Below are 17,995 nucleotides of genomic sequence, written 5' to 3' on the forward strand. Positions count from 1 at the left end.
TTTCAACGTACATGTCTGTTAAAAGCAAATCGCCGCATATACTCAATACCTCTACCAATCTGCTCGGGTTTTGTTTAATTGTACTCACATCTATTAAAGTAGCGCATTTTAACCATGCAACCATTATCGATGACAGCACCGGTATTGCCTCCATGCTGCTCATGGCCAGTTGCCTGTTGTCTTTTTTATCCATGCGCTCAAATAATGAGCAGCGCAGTGAGCGGATGGAGAAAATAGCAGATTATGTATTTCTGCTGGGACTGATTTGCGTGAGTGTAACCATCACTTTTGTATCCTTTAACCTGATCGCTTAAAAGAGATAGCATCCCGGATACTGTTGCGGTAGTATTTTAATAAAATATTAAGTTTAGAGGATAATCACTTTAAATAATCTCAGCTTATTTTTGAGGTGTACATAATAATGAAATAATTACAAAGGGGCTGTATCTACAGCCCCTTTTTTCTTACATCCAACACTATTTTTCAACAACGGTTCCCTATTTACCGTACAATTGAAACAGAACCCCAAAACGGATGGTATTGGCCAGCGGATTGCGGTTTACCTTATCTCCCGTGGGAATAAAATAAGAGAAATTGATGGTCGCAATATCGTAGCGTAAACCCAAACCGGTTGTTACGTACTGCCAGTTGCCTGCAGCATAGGTTTGCGTGCTGTACCCACCACGTACAAACAGGCGCTGATCATACGCATACTCCATACCCAGGCCCATTGACCAGGCATTGTTGTTAAACGAATTAAACACGCCATCTATCACGCCTTTGTTGTAATACGCATTCATGCTTTCCGTTGCATCGGGCACCTTTGGCACCAGCGATTTATTTACATCCAGTGCAATGGTGAAGCGGTTCTGATCATCCCATACATCTGTATAAGCAGTGCCGATACCGAGATTGGCGGGAAGGAAGTCTTTCCTGGTATTATCGTTCGTGTAACCGATTTTGGAACCGAGATTGCTGAGTGAGAAGCCAGCTGTCCAGCCTCCGCCATTTTCTTTCACCCCATTGTAAAACACAGAGAGATCCGCAGCCACTGCAGTGCCTGCTTTATAACTGCTGCCGTTTAAAGAACCGGTGGCCAGTTTTGAATGAATATAACGCAGTGCAACGCCTGCACTGAATACACGGCTTATTTTACGCGCATAACCCAGGTCAAACGCATACTCACGCGGATGGGCAGTTGACAGCAGATCGCCATTGTAGTTGATCACATTACAGTTGCCGAGGTTAAAATACCGTACCGATCCTGTGAGCGCCTGCTCTTCATCCAGCTGTTTGTAGCCAGCCAGTGTGGCCATGTACATATCATCGGCTATATCTTTCATCCACGGTGTATACGTGGCGGCGATGCCTGCTTTTGATGCAGCAAATACTGTTTTAGCGCCATTGTAAAAAACACTGTTTGCATCGGCGCTCAAACCAATACCCGCATCGCCCATACCCCCGCTGCGTGCATCGGGCGATATTTTAAGAAAGGGCACAGCCGTAGTGGTTGCGTTGATGGCTGATTTTTGTGCATGTGCAGAGGACAATACAAAACCAGCCAGTATAAAGAGTGTGCAACGATTCATTTTTATCCGTTTCATTACTGCAGTTTTCAGTTGTAAGGCAGCCCCGCCTAATGTGTGCGGCAGGGCTGCAGATACTATTTAGTGAACAATAAACACTTTTGATTTAAGCGTATTTCCGTTTGCCGTAATTACCCGCACCATATACATACCGGCTGCATAACGCTGCACCGGGATATTGTAGGTATTGGCGCCTGCTATGCCGGCTATCTCCAGGTCGTTCAGGCGTTTGCCGCTGATATCGAACAGCTGCAGGTGCAGTTTACCGGCCTGTTGCAGGTTTACGTTTACACGCAGGTTACCGGCGCTGTTACACCATGCAGAGAGATAATCTTCTTTTAAACCTGCAGGCGGTAATACGGTTAATACACCATTGCCATAACGGATCGCGTAATTTTCCGTTGCCGCAGGCCCGTTAACCACAATGGTATAGGTGCCTGCCTGTGATTCTTTCACCGCTGTTGTAGTTGCTGCAGGCAGCACAGGCAGTATACTTGAATCTTCGCCTGGCGCAAAACCCTGGTAACGGATTACCAGCGTAGGGTTGTTATCGCCCTGTTGCTTGTATATGCTGTCGGCAGTGATGGTTAATATTCCTTTTACAATTACCAGTGGCTTCACCACATCCTGGGCAGGGAGATAAACATTGTCGCCCGACTGGCTGGCTGTAATGCTGACTGTACCTAATTTTTTGATATGTACACGATTGTTGTCAATCACTGCAACACTGGTATCGCTGCTGGTAAACACCAAAGGCAGCCCTGAACTTGCACCCGCTATCAACGTATAGTCCGGGGTGCCGTAGGTAAGCACCGGCAAACCGGGGAAGTCAATGATATTGTCTTTCAGCGGCGGCAATACTGTAAGCGTACCGGGTACATACGTAAACGAATAACTGGGAGAAACAGCACCGCTTACAGTTATAGGATAGTAACCTGCAGGCGAATTGGTACCGGCAGCAGTACTTACCGTTGGCTGGGTGGTGAATGCCGTGTTATCGTCGTTGTTTACAAAGCCTTTATAGGTTAATGCAAACGCCGGGTTAAGCTGTCCCTGCTTTTTGGTGTAGTTGGGCACTGTTATGGTAAGCGGTTTGCGTAAAACCGTTAAACGCTGTGATACCATCGTTACCGGGTATGCCCCCGTTGCCGCAAAAACAGCAGTGATGCTGGCTGTACCTGCACCGGTAATGCGTACTTTCCCGTTTTCGATTATGGCGACAGCCGGGTTATCTGTTGTATATACAGGAGAACCGCCTGCATCAGATACAGCAGCAGGATCGAAAGGTGCATCACCATAAGTCATGGCAGAGAAAGGATTCCAGGTAATAATCTGTGCATTGTTTACCGTGAGTGTGCCATTTACAAATGCAATATTGTAGTTGTCAGACGCAGCTGTGGAAGGTATTATATCGTAGGTACCTGCAGGAGAATCTTTTTGGGCAGTAGTAGCAACAGCTACTGGCACTGCCAGTTTAGAGGCATCATCACCATTTACAAAACCGCTGTAGTTTACTGTAAACCGGGGGTTGTCTTCTCCCCTGTTACGTGTTTGGTTATTGGCAGCAATGGTGAGTGCTGCCTTACCGATGGTTAAGGTACCAGGCACATAACTGATATTGTAGTTGGCTGTAGCCGCAACACCGGTTACGTCAATGTTGTAGGCGCCGGCGCCGGTGGTTACAGGTACGGTATGGCTGGCCTGTACAAAAAAGCTAACCGAAGCAGGGCCATCGTTGAGCACCCAGCCGGTAATGCTGTACGTGGGCACAGGCAGCAAAGCCGGGCCATAGGTTTTGCTTTTGTTATCTGCCGTAACTATAAGCGCGGCCCTTGTTACCGTAAGTGTACCATTGGTATAGCTGAAGCTGTAGTTGGCTGCTGCAGCGCCAGACAGGCTGATGGCGTACACACCTGATGGAGAAGCAATATTGGCATTAACAGCCGCCACCGCCGGCGCAGTGAATACTGTTTCTGTTTCACCGTTTACCAGGCCGCTGTAATGCATGGTATAAGCAGCAGGGTTGGCTGTACCATACACACGGCTGGCATTGTCAACAGTAACATCTACCTGTTTTTTATTCACGGTAAGCACTTGCGAAGCCGTAGCTGCAGGGTTGCCGTTGCCGGGATCAAAGCTTGCAGTAATGGTAGCCGAGCCCGCGCCTTTTATGGCCACATTGCCATTGCCGTCAATCACGGCAACTGCAGGATTGTTGCTGCTGTATACAGGTGCTAAACCGCTTGCGGCGGTTGCGCCGGGGTTAAACGGCGCATCGCCATACACGCGGGGATTGATAGGGTTGAACGCAATATCTGATACACTTAAATTGCCGTTTTTATAAGAGATAGTATAGTTGGCCAGCGTGAGATTTTGCTGAATGGTAATTGCATAATTACCTGCAGGTGAATTTTTATCTGCACTGCAGTTAAGTTGTACCAGCCCGTTCAGCAAGACTTCATTGTCGTTGTACACCCATCCGTTTGCATGCCAGGTAAACGCAGGTAAATCAGCACCGGGCAGCTTGCTTTTATCATCAGCGATTACCTGCAGCGGTGCTTTGCTTACCGTAAGCGTGTAACTTACCGGTGTTGCAGCTTCGTAATTAGCTGTGGCATTGGCGCTGGCAGTAATAACAGCAGTACCCGCGCCTGTGATGGAAAGCTCCCACTGGTTCAGCGCATTTTTACTTACGCTGGCCACACTGGTATTACTGCTGCTAACCGTTACAAGGTCTGCCGCTGTAGCAGTTACATCTAATGCTTCAGAAGCGTTGCCATATGTTTTTGTTGTCCCGAAATTGGCAAAGGTAATGTTGTTGGCAGCCTTGTTAACTACAAGTGTTTTGGTAATAGTTGCTGCTTTATAGGTAGCGTCACCGGGTTCGGTAACAGTGATATCTGTTGTGCCTGCTGAAAAAATGTGTACGTTGCCCTGTGCATCTACCGAAGCTACAGCAGGGTTGCTGCTGTTGTAGGCAAAATTGGTTAAGCCCGCATCACTCGATGCACTTACCGGGAAATCAGCATCACCGGTTATTTTAGGCGATGTAAAGTTAACAGCCAGTGCCTGCACCAGTTTACCCGGCGTCACCACAATTGTTACGGTTACCGGCGTTGCAGGGTTGTACACGGATGTACCATTTTGCGCTGCAGTAACAGATACTGTTCCGTTACCTGTTAAATGCAGGTATTGTTTGCCATTGCTGGTTACAATTGTGGCTATTGCTGTATTGCTGCTGGTATAGGTTACAGGCACTCCGGTTGCGGTGCTGGTAGCATTCAGCAATATATCCGCATCGTCCTGGTTTACCGGTGATGCAAGGGAAAAAGACAATGTTTGCGGCGTGCCGTCAACTGCCAGCGTTTGTGTTTGTGCAGGTGCTGCATTAAATTTTGCATCTCCCGGCTGGCTGGCTGTAATAGTCGTGGTGCCGCGGCCGGTGATATGCACCACCAGGTTGCTGCCGGCATCGGTGGTAATCTCCGCTACATTGGCATCGCTGCTCGTAAAGCCTACCGGCAAACCGGAAGAAGCCTGCGCACTTAATGAGAAATCAGCATCACCGATTTTTTTACCGGTGGGCAACGGATCGAAACTGATCGTTTGATCCTGTTTCTTAACACCGCCGCCAGACCCGTCGATCACCAGTTCGGTAACATCAGCGCCGCTGGCATTGGCGGTATTGGCTATGCCACCATCAGTACCAGGCCAGCTGCCATCAGCAGAAGCCTTGCTGCTTACTTCTGTGCCGCCGGAAAAACTGTATTCTGCAATTTTAACAATACCGGTCGAAAGATTATTGGGTATGAATGTGCCCCATGTGCCATTTTTCCCGATCACATACTGCTGATAAAAGGCAGGGTAATCATTTACAATATTGCTTTCTGTTGCGGGAATGCCGGCATCTTCAATATAACTTCCTGCAATGGGCCTGTCACCTGCGCCGGGCGTTGCCTTATCCCATAACAATACAAAATTTTTCGGTGTTGCGCCCGTAACAGCTGTACTACGCACGCCGGTGCAATGTGCCACATCATCTCCTGCAAAGAGGGAGGTTACTGCACTGGTTGTGGTAAGACGGGTTTTAATCGTTGTACCGCCGTTCCCGTCGTTAAGCAGAACACGTATCCTGAACTGTGCGCCATCAGCAAACTGGCTGTTATAACGACCGCCGATATCCAGCACAAACCAGCCGGTATACTCGCCATTGACATCAGTAGTCAGTGTTGCATAACTTCCCGGGGTATTGAAATTGGGCGTGTTGCTAAAATATTGAAAACCTGGTGCGTTGACATTGATAGTAGAACCAATGCCGTTGTTGGTTGCTACTGCAGTGAGGGTAACGCCGCTGTTGAAATAAAAATAGGTGGTACCGGGCTGCAGACCAGACAGCTTTAGCCTGAAAACAAAAGGCGTATTTACCGCTACCAGGGAACTGTTTGAAGTTACCGCATACTGTGGCAGGTATATTTCGGTTAAGCTTTGTGCTGCCAGCATTACCGGCAGCATAAAAATCACAGCCAGTAGTAAGAAAAGATTTTTTTTCACAAACGTGTTTTAATAGTGAAACGGTTGAATTAATATAGATTCTGAAGAATGGTGTTCAGGTTAAGCAAAACGATATTCAGGCTATACCTGTCAATATCTGCATCATAAACAGGGATCCTGGTTAACTCAGCATTGCTTTTACCAGATCCGTCTACTACGAATAGTGACAGCGCAAATCCTTTCGTTGTGCTGAAAGTTTTCCAGGGGGAATATTCATACCTGTGCAGCAACACACTATCCGGTGATCCATAAATGGCATCGAATTTAACCCACACAGAATCCGGCAGCTGCGTGGTATTATATACAAAACGCATTTTCACTGTGCCCAAAACCGGCAGCGTATCATTTTTACCGGGTTTTACATAAAATGGTTCTGCACCTGCAACCGGTTGGTACACCGAAAAATAATTCACTGCATTGGTTTTGGCGGTGTATAACGTATCAACCACCACCTTGCCTGTTATACTGTTTTCCATGCGTATATGCATCTGCGGATCTGTAAAGAAGATGGTGGTATCTACCCTTCCATCCGGCCCATACAATTTGTCTGTAATCATTGCATCATTCAACCATACGCGATACGTAACAGGGTCAATTGTTGCGGCCCTGAAAGCAAACTTTGCATAGGATTGCGCTGTTACCGGTTCTCCTTTCGAGCAGGAGGCAAGCAGCACTATAACTGCAATAAGTAGCCATAATTCATGTGTTATCTTACGGCAATGTTCCATTGTTCTCATTTTTTAGCGATGCTGTTTGCCTTTCTATAGCAACCAGCCAGATATGTAGTGATGTTGTTTTCATTTTATGTGGCTTCGCAGGCAGCTTATTATGTTATGCCTGCTATAGAATAGCCATAGAAATACCTTCGCGAGCTTGTTTCAATCACACAAGGCCTCTTTCGCCGGTTTTAAAAGAAGCCCCGGCAGGCTTGGTCAGCATCAGCTTTTGATGCTGCTTAATTCAAGGCAGGCCAGGCAACCCGGCCCGCAGTGTATTGTTTTATACCAGCCCGAAAGTCTCCTTTGCAAGGGTTACTGGTTACAACCCTGTTTTTTAAAAGGAAGCATTCCTGCTGGAATGCTTCCCGGTTAAATATTACCTGTTGCTGATAAACATGGAAGAAAGAATTAGTTCCAGGTAGGCCATGTAGTCCAGCCTGAAGTCCAGGGTGTAACACCAGCCTGGAAGGCACCTTTGTAAGTAGTGCCTGTGCCCAGCGGAGAACCTGTATTAGGCCTGAAATCAGGTGCAGTCAGGTTAAACGGAGCAACCATTTTAATTGAAGCATTGGCAGAAGCATCAGTAAATGTTGTAGCACCAGTCCATACAAAGTTGTTGAACAATGTGCTGAAAGCATGAACGATGTTACCAGACTGGGAAGAAACGGTAGAACCGTTGTCACCAGTGCTGTTATCGATACCTGTAGGGAAGCCCATGAAAACAGAGTTGGTTACTGCATAAGAACCTCTTCTGCGGAAGATGCCACCATTCAGCAAGCCTTTGGCGTTAGCCTGGGTCAGGGTTTCCATACCAATGATAGTCATGTGGTCATAAGTAGGATGAGACTGAGGCGCATCCAGTGAACCTGTACCATCATTGTCATTTTCTGTACCGTTAGGGTTGGCAGAATAAGCAGTTTTGCTTGGGTTCAGCAAAGACACGCAAAAGCTCAGCTGACCACTGAAACCGAAATCGGTATCAAATGCATCATCATCCGGAGCATAAGCTACCAGGTGATCAGCATTTACAGTACCGCCGAAAAATTCAAAAGCATCATCAGCGCCATAGATCACTTCGATAAATGACAGTGTAGTGCTTGCACCTACACCACCCAGTGTAAGGCCGTTCAGTTCATTATCAGCAGCGATAGAAGCACCTGCATATTCAATGCGTGCATATTTGATGGTACCAGAGTAATCATCAGGATCACCCAGGCCACGTCCGCCACCACCGTATTTAACGTCTACAGCAGTAGAGCCAGGTACAATACCTTCAATGGTAGTATCAGGTTTGTTGATAGGAGCAGCACCCAACAGCACTACACCACCCCAGTCGCCAGAATGCGCTGTAGCTTCATGTGAAGTAAACACGATAGGGTTTGCAGATGTACCAACAGCGTTGATGCTTGCACCCCTGGTGATAACCAGTGCAGAAGCATCAGCAGCAACAGATTTCTTAACACCTTCAATACGTGAACCGGCATTTATTTTCAGCTCGGCACCGTTTGTTACAAACACTTTGCCATTCAGCAGATACAGGGTATCAGCAGTTAATGTTCTGTTGGCAGAGATAATGTTAGGCAATGTAACAGTTGCAACGAAAGGACCAGCATGAGAAGCGCGGTCATCAAACTGCTTGTCCATGTTTTTCTTGCAGGAAGTGGCAGCAATAGCAGTCACAGCTAATGCTAATACCATTTTTTTCATAGATAGATGTTTAAAATTGTACATAATAATGAAATGCTTATCAGAACAGGTAATAGTTATAATTTATAGGTTAGCGTAAAACTGTAATTGGCTCCGCGTTGCACTTTGTAATTCACAAAATCAAGATCTGCGTTGTAGCCTGCTCCTTTGGGATCGTGGTTGTCGCCCTGGAACCCGCCTGTAACGCCATTATAGGAACGCAGTGTATTACTGTATACCACAAATGGCTGCGCCAGTATATCGGCAGCGTTCACCCGCAGTTCCAGTTTTTGCTTAATTAACTGGAAGTTCAGCTGCAGGTCTACCACATCCCTGGGACTTTCATACTGTATTAATTCACTGTAAGTGCCCCCGTATACAATGCGGCGACCAAAGCGGTTGTAGCTGATATTAAACCCGAACAATTTCCCGGCATAGGTTAAACCGCCATTAATTACATAGGGGGTTAATCCCTGTACAGGGCGGTTGTCTTCAACCTTTACTTTTTTTATTGCTCCTGTACTGTCGGTACGGTTGTCATAGGTTTCTATCTTACCCTTCAGGTAGCTGAAATTTCCGGAGAAAAAGAAATTGCGCAGTATGGCTGAACCAGGGTTAATGAAGGAAAGCGATTTGCGCAAATCCAGTTCAATACCTTTTACTTTGGCCTTGTCAAGGTTTTTATAGGTTACGCTGCTATTGGGATTGCCCAGCAGAAAAAAACGTTCAACAGGATCTGTAAAATCTTTATAAAAGGCAGAGAAAGACAGCACCTCTCCTGCCCCCGGGTAGTATTCTATACGCGCATCGTAGTTTTGAATATGCGTAGTTCTTACAGCTGAATCGCCATATACATATAACTGTTCAGGGTAATCGTAATACATAAACGAAGAGCGCTCTACAAAATCCGGCCTTGCGAGTGTTTTGCTGTAAGCAGCGCGCAGGTTTACTTGTTTGGTTATCTGCCAGGTTATGTTTGCAGAAGGCAGCCAGCTTTTTTCCAGCGGAAACTGTCCTCCCTTTGTGTTTATGGTATCTGAACTTCCCGACTGGTATACCGTACGTACACTCATTTTATTTCCTTCGTAACGTACCCCGCCCGCTACACGCAACTGTTGCAGCAAACGGAAATCACCCATCAGGTATACAGACTGCAATGTTTGCTTACCGTTGTATCCATCACCCGTGCTGTTTACAAACACATAAGATGGCCGGTAATACAGGTGGTAATCCTTAAAGTTCTGTGGTGTTGCAATAGCATAATAGGGTTTGCCTGCCTGCTCATCCACCCAGTTATTGTATACACCACCGCCACCGTCTTTATAAGGATTGATAGCGCGCAGGCCGCTGGCTGTATAATCGGCCGTTCTCTCTGTATAACCATACCCCGTTTTTATCAGCTGCTTGTTATTGGCGATAGTAAAGGGCAGTTGCAAATTCACGCCCGCATTTTTTCTTTCCTCTACCAGTTGCGATGCAAACAACCCTCCCCATACCAGCGGTGTTTCTTTAAAATTATATACAGGTAACCCTGCATTGTAGCTGGTTCTGCCATACCTGCTGTCTGGCTGATCGCGTTTCAGGTGATTGTAATCCACATACCAGTCAGCCTTCAGCAAATCCCGGCCAATGGTATGCTCGCCTTCCAATCGTGTTTGCCATAAAGTATTCACCAGCAGGTTAGATGAGGTTCTTGCCTCAGCACTGCCGGTTCCCGCATTAAGAAAGCTTAAACCATTATCATTATCATACTGGTTACTTAAGCGCCTGTTGTATAAATTTTTCCAGGCAATGCGATGATGCGCCGTTTTCCAGGCACCATTCAGCAACGCGCCGATGGCAGTATTAAAGCGGTAGCGTTCGGTAGCATAATCAAAAATCTGTATGCTGCGTTTTTCACCCGCTTCCATTAATTGTTCGTTGCGGTACGTAAGCGCAGCAGTAAATCCAACCGAACGGCCATTACCAAGCGGTTGCAGCATACCGCCCGCCACCTGGTAATTCTGCACCGGTGTATAATGATAACGGTACGTGCGCCAATTGTCTGGAATGCGGCTGCCGATATGACGCATGTATGCTGTATCATTGGCAATTATCGCAGCTGCATACTTCCTGGGATCATAAACTGATCCAAACCATTTACGGTTATCACCTGCTGCTCCGAAATACTCCGACGGGCTTCTTTTGGTGCTCAAAAAATCGTTTCCCACGCTGGCAGTATTAAAACCCGAACCAATTGTGATATGCAGGAAATTTTTAGCGGGTACATCACGGGTATTGATCTGCACAAAACCACCGGTAAACTCACTGGGCATATCGGGTGTAGCGGTTTTATTGATCACAATGTTATCAATCAGTGCACTGGGTACAATATCAAAGCTAAAGTTGCGACGATTAGGCTCTGTACTGGGGAGCAGCGCACCGTTGATAAGCACGTTATTGTAGCGATCACTTACACCACGGATGGTGATAAACTTATCCTGCTGCACTACCACTCCACTCACTCTCTTCAGTACCTGTGCAGCATTATTATCCGGTGTGGCCTTTATCTGTTCTGCACTAATGCCATCAGAAATAGCCAGATTGTTTTTCTGGCGCGTATATAAAGCGGCCACCGTTTCCCGTTTCAGACTGGTAGTGATTAATACACCTGCCAGTGTTCCCGGTGCAGGCGTAAGCGCTGCATTGATGCTGGTTACCGAATCCTGCATCACATTTACATCGGTAATGCGCTTACCCTTGTAACCAACATAGGTAATATCTGCCGTGTAATTACCTGCCGGCAATACTATACTGAAACGGCCTTCCACATCGGTGGTAACACCCTGTTTGTTCATTACCACAGTTGCACCTATTACCGGAGATCCGTTTTTTTCATCCAGCACCTGGCCATCCACCCGCCCGTTTACACCAGCACGTGCAGCTACTTTTAATACACCTATATTTTTATTAGCCGCAGTAACGGAAAACTGCAAACCACAATTATCACGCAACCATTTGAGTACTTCACCCAGTGTTGTTTTCTGCATCACCAGCCCGTGTACCGGAACTCTTCTAAGCACTGTATTATCAAAAGTAAAAGTATAAGTCGTTTGTTGCTGTAACGATTGCAGTACTGATGCTGCACTTGCATCATCGAATTGAACACTCACTTTGTCTTTCAGAGATGACAAAGCAGTTTGTGCAAAGGAAATTGTTGAAAAAATAGACATCAAAAGCACGCAGATGCACACAGCTATCCGCAAAGCTTTTTTTCTGCTCAGCTTAAGTAACATAAATTTTATTCGTTGTACGGTTGTTTGGTATCTTTTACCGGGTAATGCGCACGGTGTCGCCTTGTATTTTAAAATGTAATCCGTGTATAAACAATATATTCTGCAATATTTCAGCTGCCGTTCCGCTTTTAAACACAGCGGTAACACGCCTGTCTGCTATATCCGCAGTGCTCACCTGTATATGTGTATGGTATTTTCTTTCTATCCTGTGCAATGCATCAGAGAGTGGTATATCATTTAAAACAAAATACCCTTTCCTGTAATCATCCTCATTATTGGTGAGCATGCGCCGCATGTTCATTGCGCCTGTTGCCTTCCTGTAAGAGAGCATCTGACCCGGGTTCAGCATTTGTCTTGCACTGGTATTACCGTTAGCATCAAGCGATTGAACAGCCACCTTTCCTTGCATTAACGCCACACGGATGGAGCGCTCCTCTTCATATGCTTCCATATTGAATGTTGTACCAAGCACCTGCGTTACCAGGTTACCATGTTTCACAGAGAAAGGTTGCTGCTGGTTCTGTGCCACTTCAAAAAACGCTTCACCTTCCAGGTATACTTCCCGTTGCTGTGTAGCATATTGTACAGGATGGTAGCTAACGGAGCTATAAGCCATCAGCCAGATATGCGTGCCATCAGGCATCACAGCCAGGCGCGTTTCGCTGCTGCTGTTAATGAGCCGTTTGGCCTTGTCTGCTGCTATTGCTGCCGCTGCATTGCTTTTGTTTTTGGCAGCAGGTGATTGTACAGCCATGCGGTAACCTGCTATCATCAGCGGAATAAGTACGGCTGCTGCACCTGCCAGGTACCAGCGTTTATACACCGCGCGCATGCTAACCAGTTTACCATCAGGTCTTGTTTCCGCAACAGCCTTCTTCAATGCCTTTGCCAGGTTGCGGGCCATCGCATGCGGCATTACCTCCGGTTCAATATGTACAGCCTCACTGCTGAACAGCGCATGTAACATGGCATAATCAGGGTGCGGGGCAGTGAGGTAATCCAGCACCGCCTGTTCTTCCTCCGCCGTACACTGGCGGCTGAAATATTTTTTTAAGAGAACTTCATCTATTCTGATCATGACATCTACTTCACGTTGCCGGTAAAAAAAAGTGAACCACTGAAAGCGGGCTTAATATTAAGTTAACATAGCATGGGGTACACTATCTCGGAATTGTGACCGCAGGCGCCAGCATGGCATCGGCGGCCGCACTGTTTTTATACGCCTGCACCGGCGCATACGTGTGGCGCAGGTTAGTTTCGGTTACTGCAACCCTGCCGTAAATGGTTTGCAGGGCCTGTTGTACCAGGGGATCTGCCACGCTGCCTTCTGGCTGAAGCGGGAATACCGACAATTCATTGATATATAGGAAGGGGGCAATGCCTTTATTATAATTGCCGGTGCCATTGGCGTTAAACAGTTTGTAAATGGTAGGCTGCAATACCCAGTTTATTTGCCTGGGTGTGCGCATGTCGCTGATCTGGAAACTGGCTTCATCTTTACCCAGCGTGGTATCGCCCAGTTGTATTACCTGTGCATAGGGCTTTACCGATTGCACCAGCAGCTCTGCCGCAGATACAGTGCTGCGGGTAGTGAGTATAAAAACACGTTTTAATGAAAGACTGCGTGCGGCCAGGTCGCTGAATGTTTTGCCCGAGGGATTAATGGCTGTGCGCAGTATGCCGTCAAAAGTATAGGTACGTTTGCCGCCATTGCCGTTCCCCTGGAAAACTGCAAAGGTGGAGGTTGCCTGTACATTCACCAGCATGGCTGCAAGCTTGGCCGCTGTGCTGGTACTGCCGCCGGGGTTGTAACGCAGGTCAACAATGCATTCGCTGGCGCCTGCCTGTTTTATTTTTTCCATTGCCGTTAGCAGGGACACATCATACTGTTCATCAAAAGCATTGTAAAAGAGGTAACCGGTTGTTACACCATTGTATTGAAACAACCGTGTTGCTACCACGGGGTTCTCTGCAATATAGGCTGCTGCAAGCTGCAGGGTGCCACGGTTTTGCACCTGGCTATTGCTGAATACAACTGTATCCATGGTAAAAGTATGGCCTGAATGCAATACCTCATCTATTGTTGCAACATTGGATATGGTTACTGCGGTATTGTTCACTGCAACAAAACAACTGCCCCTGCGCAAGCCTTTATTCCATGCCGTACTCATTGCGGCAACATGCAGCACCACACCCGTTAAGGCATTGGGGTTGGCAGGGTGCTGTACCCATGCGTATTGAAAGCCATATTGCGCAAAGGTTGGTTTTACTGCAGTGCTGGTAATGCCGTTGCTGACAGAAGAGAAACGGTCTTCTTTGGCGAGCAGGCTTTTAAAAAAGTCAGCAACAGGCAAACTGATATCAGGATGGGCAGGCATGGACTGGTTCCAGTAATAATAATAACGCATGCTATCGTACACCCAGGCATTTATTTTGCCAAGCGAATCTGTTGGTGCCGGAAACGGTGTGTCAACATCTTTTTTATGACAGGCAGTACATTGCCAGAGAAAGGCAATGGCAGTCAGCAAGTGTAGCAAGGTGCAGGGTGTATTTTTCATGACCACTAAAATGACCATTCCCGCTTATCCATAAAAAAGCGACTGATGAAGGAATTGTTATCTTTAAAAAACAAGCTGTACAGCTCCGGAGCTTTCTGGATATTTATGTCCCAACAAGTGCATAGCTGATCAACTATGAAAGCCCGCGAAAAAACATTTGAACGCATTTATCAGCAAACCAGTACATCGCTGTATGCCTACGTTAAAAAGTTCATTTCGGATACAAGCGAAATACAGGATATACTGCAACAGTGTTATATAAAGCTCTGGCTGCGGATGGATGATGTGGTTGACGGGGAAAATCTTTTACCCCTGCTGATCACTTACTCTAAAAACCTGATGATTGATTCACTGCGTAAAACAGCAGGTGAAAAGAAAAAACATCAGGCCTATCATGCAGCCAAAGATGAAATGGTAGATATGGAAAAGCAATTGCTGAATCGTGAAACCATACAGGAAATAAGTGAGGCCATTGCAAAAATGCCCCACAAACGCCGCGAGATTTTCCTGCTGCGGAAAGAACAGGGATTAAGCGCTGCAGAAATTGCAGCACAGCTCAACATTAGCAAACGCGCGGTGCACAAGCATTTGACAGAAGCCGTACGCTATCTCAAAACAAATGTAGTGGCTGTAGATATTATTGCTATCTTGTTTTTGTACAGCATGCCTGTACTGGATGTGCTGCCATAACGACCGTCAACGCTACTTGCTTATACAAAAAGAGGTATTCCATGGAATGCCTCTTTGTTTTACCGGAACAAACCCTTCATGCACAAAAACAACTGTAGCACCAATGGACTAATGGATCATCATCCATCGGTCCCTAGACGAGCGGTACACGAGCGGTAGAAGAATGGACCAGTAAACGAAAAAATTGAACATTGAAACAATTGAACTATTTGAACCGCCTTCCCTCCAATCAACTTTAAACTTCAAACGTTAAACCTTAAACCATCGCACCAATGAGCTTAACTAAACGGCATTGGTATACGATTGGTAAACCCCGGGGGTTATGCCTTCTGTTTTACGGAATACGCGGATAAAGTAATTCACATCAGTAAAACCGCAGAGCTGGCTTACCTGCGGTAATGAGTACCGCGGCTGCGCCAGCAATTGTTTGGCCAGCTTTACCCTTTCCCTGTTAATGTATTCCAGCGGTGTAATGCCAAACTGTTCCCTGAACCATTTGAAGAAAATATTGCGGCTTAAATACGCTTTACGGCTCAGTGTATCTACCAGTATTTTTTCGGTAAGGTGTTCATGAATGTAGTGCAGCACATAATGCAGGCGGCTTTGGTTACAGCTGGTATCAGTTTCTGCTTTTACCTGTTGCAGGTGCTGGTGCTGCAGCAGGCGTATCAGCAGTTCTTTCATATTCAGATCTGCATAAATGTTTTTAGAAGTATCGCCGCTGCTGCATACGCGGATCAGTTTATTAATCAGGTGAGTGACTTCATCATCGTTTTCAAAATGATACCGGTTAAACTGCAGCTCCCACTGGTGCTGCTCGTTCTGCTGGTTGTAATAGGCGTTCAGGTAATCTACCGTATTGCGCAGGTAACTGCCATCAATGGCCAGCGCAATACACTGCGTGGGATTTTCAGCAGAGGCTTCGGGAAAGTCGATCACCATGGCTTCGCGTGCAGGCACAATCACCGATTCGCCGGGCAGGTAATCAAAAGCAGGTTCTTCAAACAGGTGCATTATTTTTTTGCCCCGCACCATGCTTGTGATCACCACATCATCAAAAGCGAGGGGTACATGATAGGCCTGCTGATAACTTTCGAACACATTTAACTCACAGTTGTTCAAATTAAATACCCGCCTGTTCTCTACCAGCGTTTGTAACAGCCTGGGATGCGTGAGAGGAACCGGCTCCGGCAAATGCTTTATCGCCATAGCAACAACCTTTGGTTACCCTTAAGTTAACGCAAATTGCTGCTATGCCATTATTAAAAGTACAATTGTGCTATAGAAAAGTACAAAAATGTGCGGGTTTGCAAACCAGTTCATGAAACTTAGCAGTATTGTTTGTTAATCAATAAAATGCCTGTCATATGAGTACCTCAGCACAAGCTGCGCCCAAAGCCCCTGCGGCTGCGCGCCCGGCTTTCAAAGAAAAATATGATCATTATATCGATGGTCAGTTTACGCCACCTGCATCCGGTGAATATTTTGATAATATATCCCCGATTGATGGCAAGGTGTTTACACAAGCTGCGCGGGGTAACGCGCAGGATATCGAAAAAGCGATTGCCGCAGCCCGCAAGGCGTTTGCCACCTGGGGTAAAAGCGGAGCCGCTTACAGAAGCAACCTGCTGCTGAAAATTGCGCAGGTTGTGGAAGACAATATACCCTATCTCGCTACCGTAGAAACCATTGACAACGGTAAACCTATCCGGGAAACCATCAATGCCGATCTGCCGCTTGTAGTAGATCATTTCCGCTACTTTGCCGGCGTTATCCGCAGCGAAGAAGGTACGGTTAGCGAGCATGACGAAAATACCGTAAGCATTAACCTGCACGAACCCATTGGCGTGGTTGGCCAGATTATTCCCTGGAACTTCCCGCTGCTGATGGCTGCCTGGAAAATAGCACCGGCGCTGGCTGCAGGCTGCTGTGTTGTGGTAAAGCCGGCCGAGCAAACACCCACCGGCATTATGTGCCTGATGGAGCTGATTGGCGATATACTGCCGCCCGGTGTGCTGAACGTTGTAACCGGTTTCGGTTTTGAAGCCGGCAAACCCCTTGCTTCTTCACCCAATGTGCAGAAAGTGGCCTTTACCGGCGAAACCACTACAGGCAGGCTGATTATGCAATATGCTTCGGAAAACCTGATTCCCGTAACCATGGAACTGGGCGGAAAAAGTCCGAACATATTTATGAAAAGCGTGATGGATGAAGATGATGATTTTTTAGACAAGGCTGTAGAAGGCGCCGTACTGTTTGCTTTTAACCAGGGCGAAGTGTGTACCTGTCCCAGCCGCATTTTGGTGCACGAAGACATTTGCGACCGTTTTATGGAAAAAGTAATACAGCGCACCAATGCCATACGCATGGGCAACCCGCTGGATGAAACGGTGATGATGGGTGCGCAGGCCAGTGAAGACCAGTACAACAAAATTCTGAGCTATCTCGACATTGGCAAACAGGAAGGCGCACAGGTTTTAACCGGTGGCGAAGCTTATCATCAGAACAGCGGGCTGGAGCATGGCTACTATATTAAACCCACTATTTTCAAGGGCAACAATAAAATGCGCATTTTCCAGGAAGAGATATTCGGCCCTGTTGTATGCGTAACCACTTTTAAAACAAATGAAGAAGCAATTGCCATTGCCAACGATACATTGTATGGCCTGGGCGCAGGTGTGTGGACAAGGGATGCGCATGAGCTGTACCAGCTGCCAAAAGCCATTCAGGCGGGCCGTGTTTGGGTAAACTGTTACCATGCCTACCCTGCACACGCGCCGTTTGGTGGTTATAAAAAGTCCGGTTTTGGAAGGGAAACACACAAAATGATGCTCAACCATTACCGTCAAACCAAAAACATGTTGATCTCATACAGTAAACAAAAACTCGGTTTTTTCTGATTGTTGGTAAGGGGCGCCGTTCTCTAATGG

General features: G+C 46.7%; 11 protein-coding genes. 3 read left to right on the forward strand and 8 right to left on the reverse strand.

Annotated elements, in window-relative coordinates; all coding sequences use genetic code 11:
- The first annotated feature begins 11 nt into the window (after positions 1-11).
- A complete protein-coding gene (locus tag DXN05_RS00750; protein WP_116845306.1) occupies positions 12-314 on the forward strand; it encodes a hypothetical protein in 303 nt (100 codons plus the stop codon).
- Between the two features lie 183 nt (positions 315-497).
- Here DXN05_RS00750 and porV read toward each other — a convergent pair whose 3' ends face one another.
- From porV to DXN05_RS00785, 7 genes are all read right to left on the reverse strand, one after another.
- Complete coding sequence (porV, locus tag DXN05_RS00755; protein ID WP_116845307.1) at positions 498-1,604, reverse strand: type IX secretion system outer membrane channel protein PorV; 1,107 nt, start codon at positions 1,602-1,604, stop codon at positions 498-500.
- A 63-nt stretch (positions 1,605-1,667) separates the two neighbouring features.
- Positions 1,668-6,137: an MBG domain-containing protein gene (locus tag DXN05_RS00760; protein WP_147313801.1), complete on the reverse strand. Its 4,470-nt coding sequence runs from the start codon at positions 6,135-6,137 to the stop codon at positions 1,668-1,670.
- A gap of 29 nt (positions 6,138-6,166) precedes the next feature.
- The gene (locus DXN05_RS00765; RefSeq protein WP_116845309.1) at positions 6,167-6,865 is read right to left on the reverse strand and encodes a hypothetical protein; all 699 of its coding nucleotides are present in this window, start codon (positions 6,863-6,865) and stop codon (positions 6,167-6,169) included.
- A gap of 399 nt (positions 6,866-7,264) precedes the next feature.
- Positions 7,265-8,563, reverse strand: a complete 1,299-nt coding sequence (locus DXN05_RS00770; protein ID WP_116845310.1) for a hypothetical protein — start codon at positions 8,561-8,563, stop codon at positions 7,265-7,267.
- A gap of 56 nt (positions 8,564-8,619) precedes the next feature.
- Positions 8,620-11,715, reverse strand: coding sequence for a TonB-dependent receptor (locus DXN05_RS00775; protein ID WP_158559093.1), 3,096 nt, complete (start codon positions 11,713-11,715; stop codon positions 8,620-8,622).
- A 136-nt stretch (positions 11,716-11,851) separates the two neighbouring features.
- The gene (locus DXN05_RS00780; RefSeq protein WP_116845312.1) at positions 11,852-12,895 is read right to left on the reverse strand and encodes a FecR family protein; all 1,044 of its coding nucleotides are present in this window, start codon (positions 12,893-12,895) and stop codon (positions 11,852-11,854) included.
- An 82-nt stretch (positions 12,896-12,977) separates the two neighbouring features.
- Positions 12,978-14,354 carry a S41 family peptidase gene (locus DXN05_RS00785; RefSeq protein WP_158559094.1) on the reverse strand — a complete coding sequence of 459 codons (1,377 nt, stop codon included), beginning with the start codon at positions 14,352-14,354 and terminating at the stop codon, positions 12,978-12,980.
- A gap of 156 nt (positions 14,355-14,510) precedes the next feature.
- Between DXN05_RS00785 and DXN05_RS00790 the strand changes: the two genes are divergently transcribed.
- A complete protein-coding gene (locus tag DXN05_RS00790; protein WP_116845314.1) occupies positions 14,511-15,065 on the forward strand; it encodes an RNA polymerase sigma factor in 555 nt (184 codons plus the stop codon).
- 282 nt (positions 15,066-15,347) lie between these two features.
- Here DXN05_RS00790 and DXN05_RS00795 read toward each other — a convergent pair whose 3' ends face one another.
- Positions 15,348-16,274, reverse strand: a complete 927-nt coding sequence (locus DXN05_RS00795) for an AraC family transcriptional regulator (protein WP_116845315.1) — start codon at positions 16,272-16,274, stop codon at positions 15,348-15,350.
- Between the two features lie 158 nt (positions 16,275-16,432).
- Here DXN05_RS00795 and DXN05_RS00800 point away from each other — a divergent pair, with 158 nt between their 5' ends.
- A complete protein-coding gene (locus DXN05_RS00800; protein WP_116845316.1) occupies positions 16,433-17,965 on the forward strand; it encodes an aldehyde dehydrogenase family protein in 1,533 nt (510 codons plus the stop codon).
- Positions 17,966-17,995: the final 30 nt, after the last annotated feature.

Origin of the sequence: Deminuibacter soli (genome assembly GCF_003412455.1) — a bacterium.
Taxonomy (GTDB): domain Bacteria; phylum Bacteroidota; class Bacteroidia; order Chitinophagales; family Chitinophagaceae; genus Deminuibacter; species Deminuibacter soli.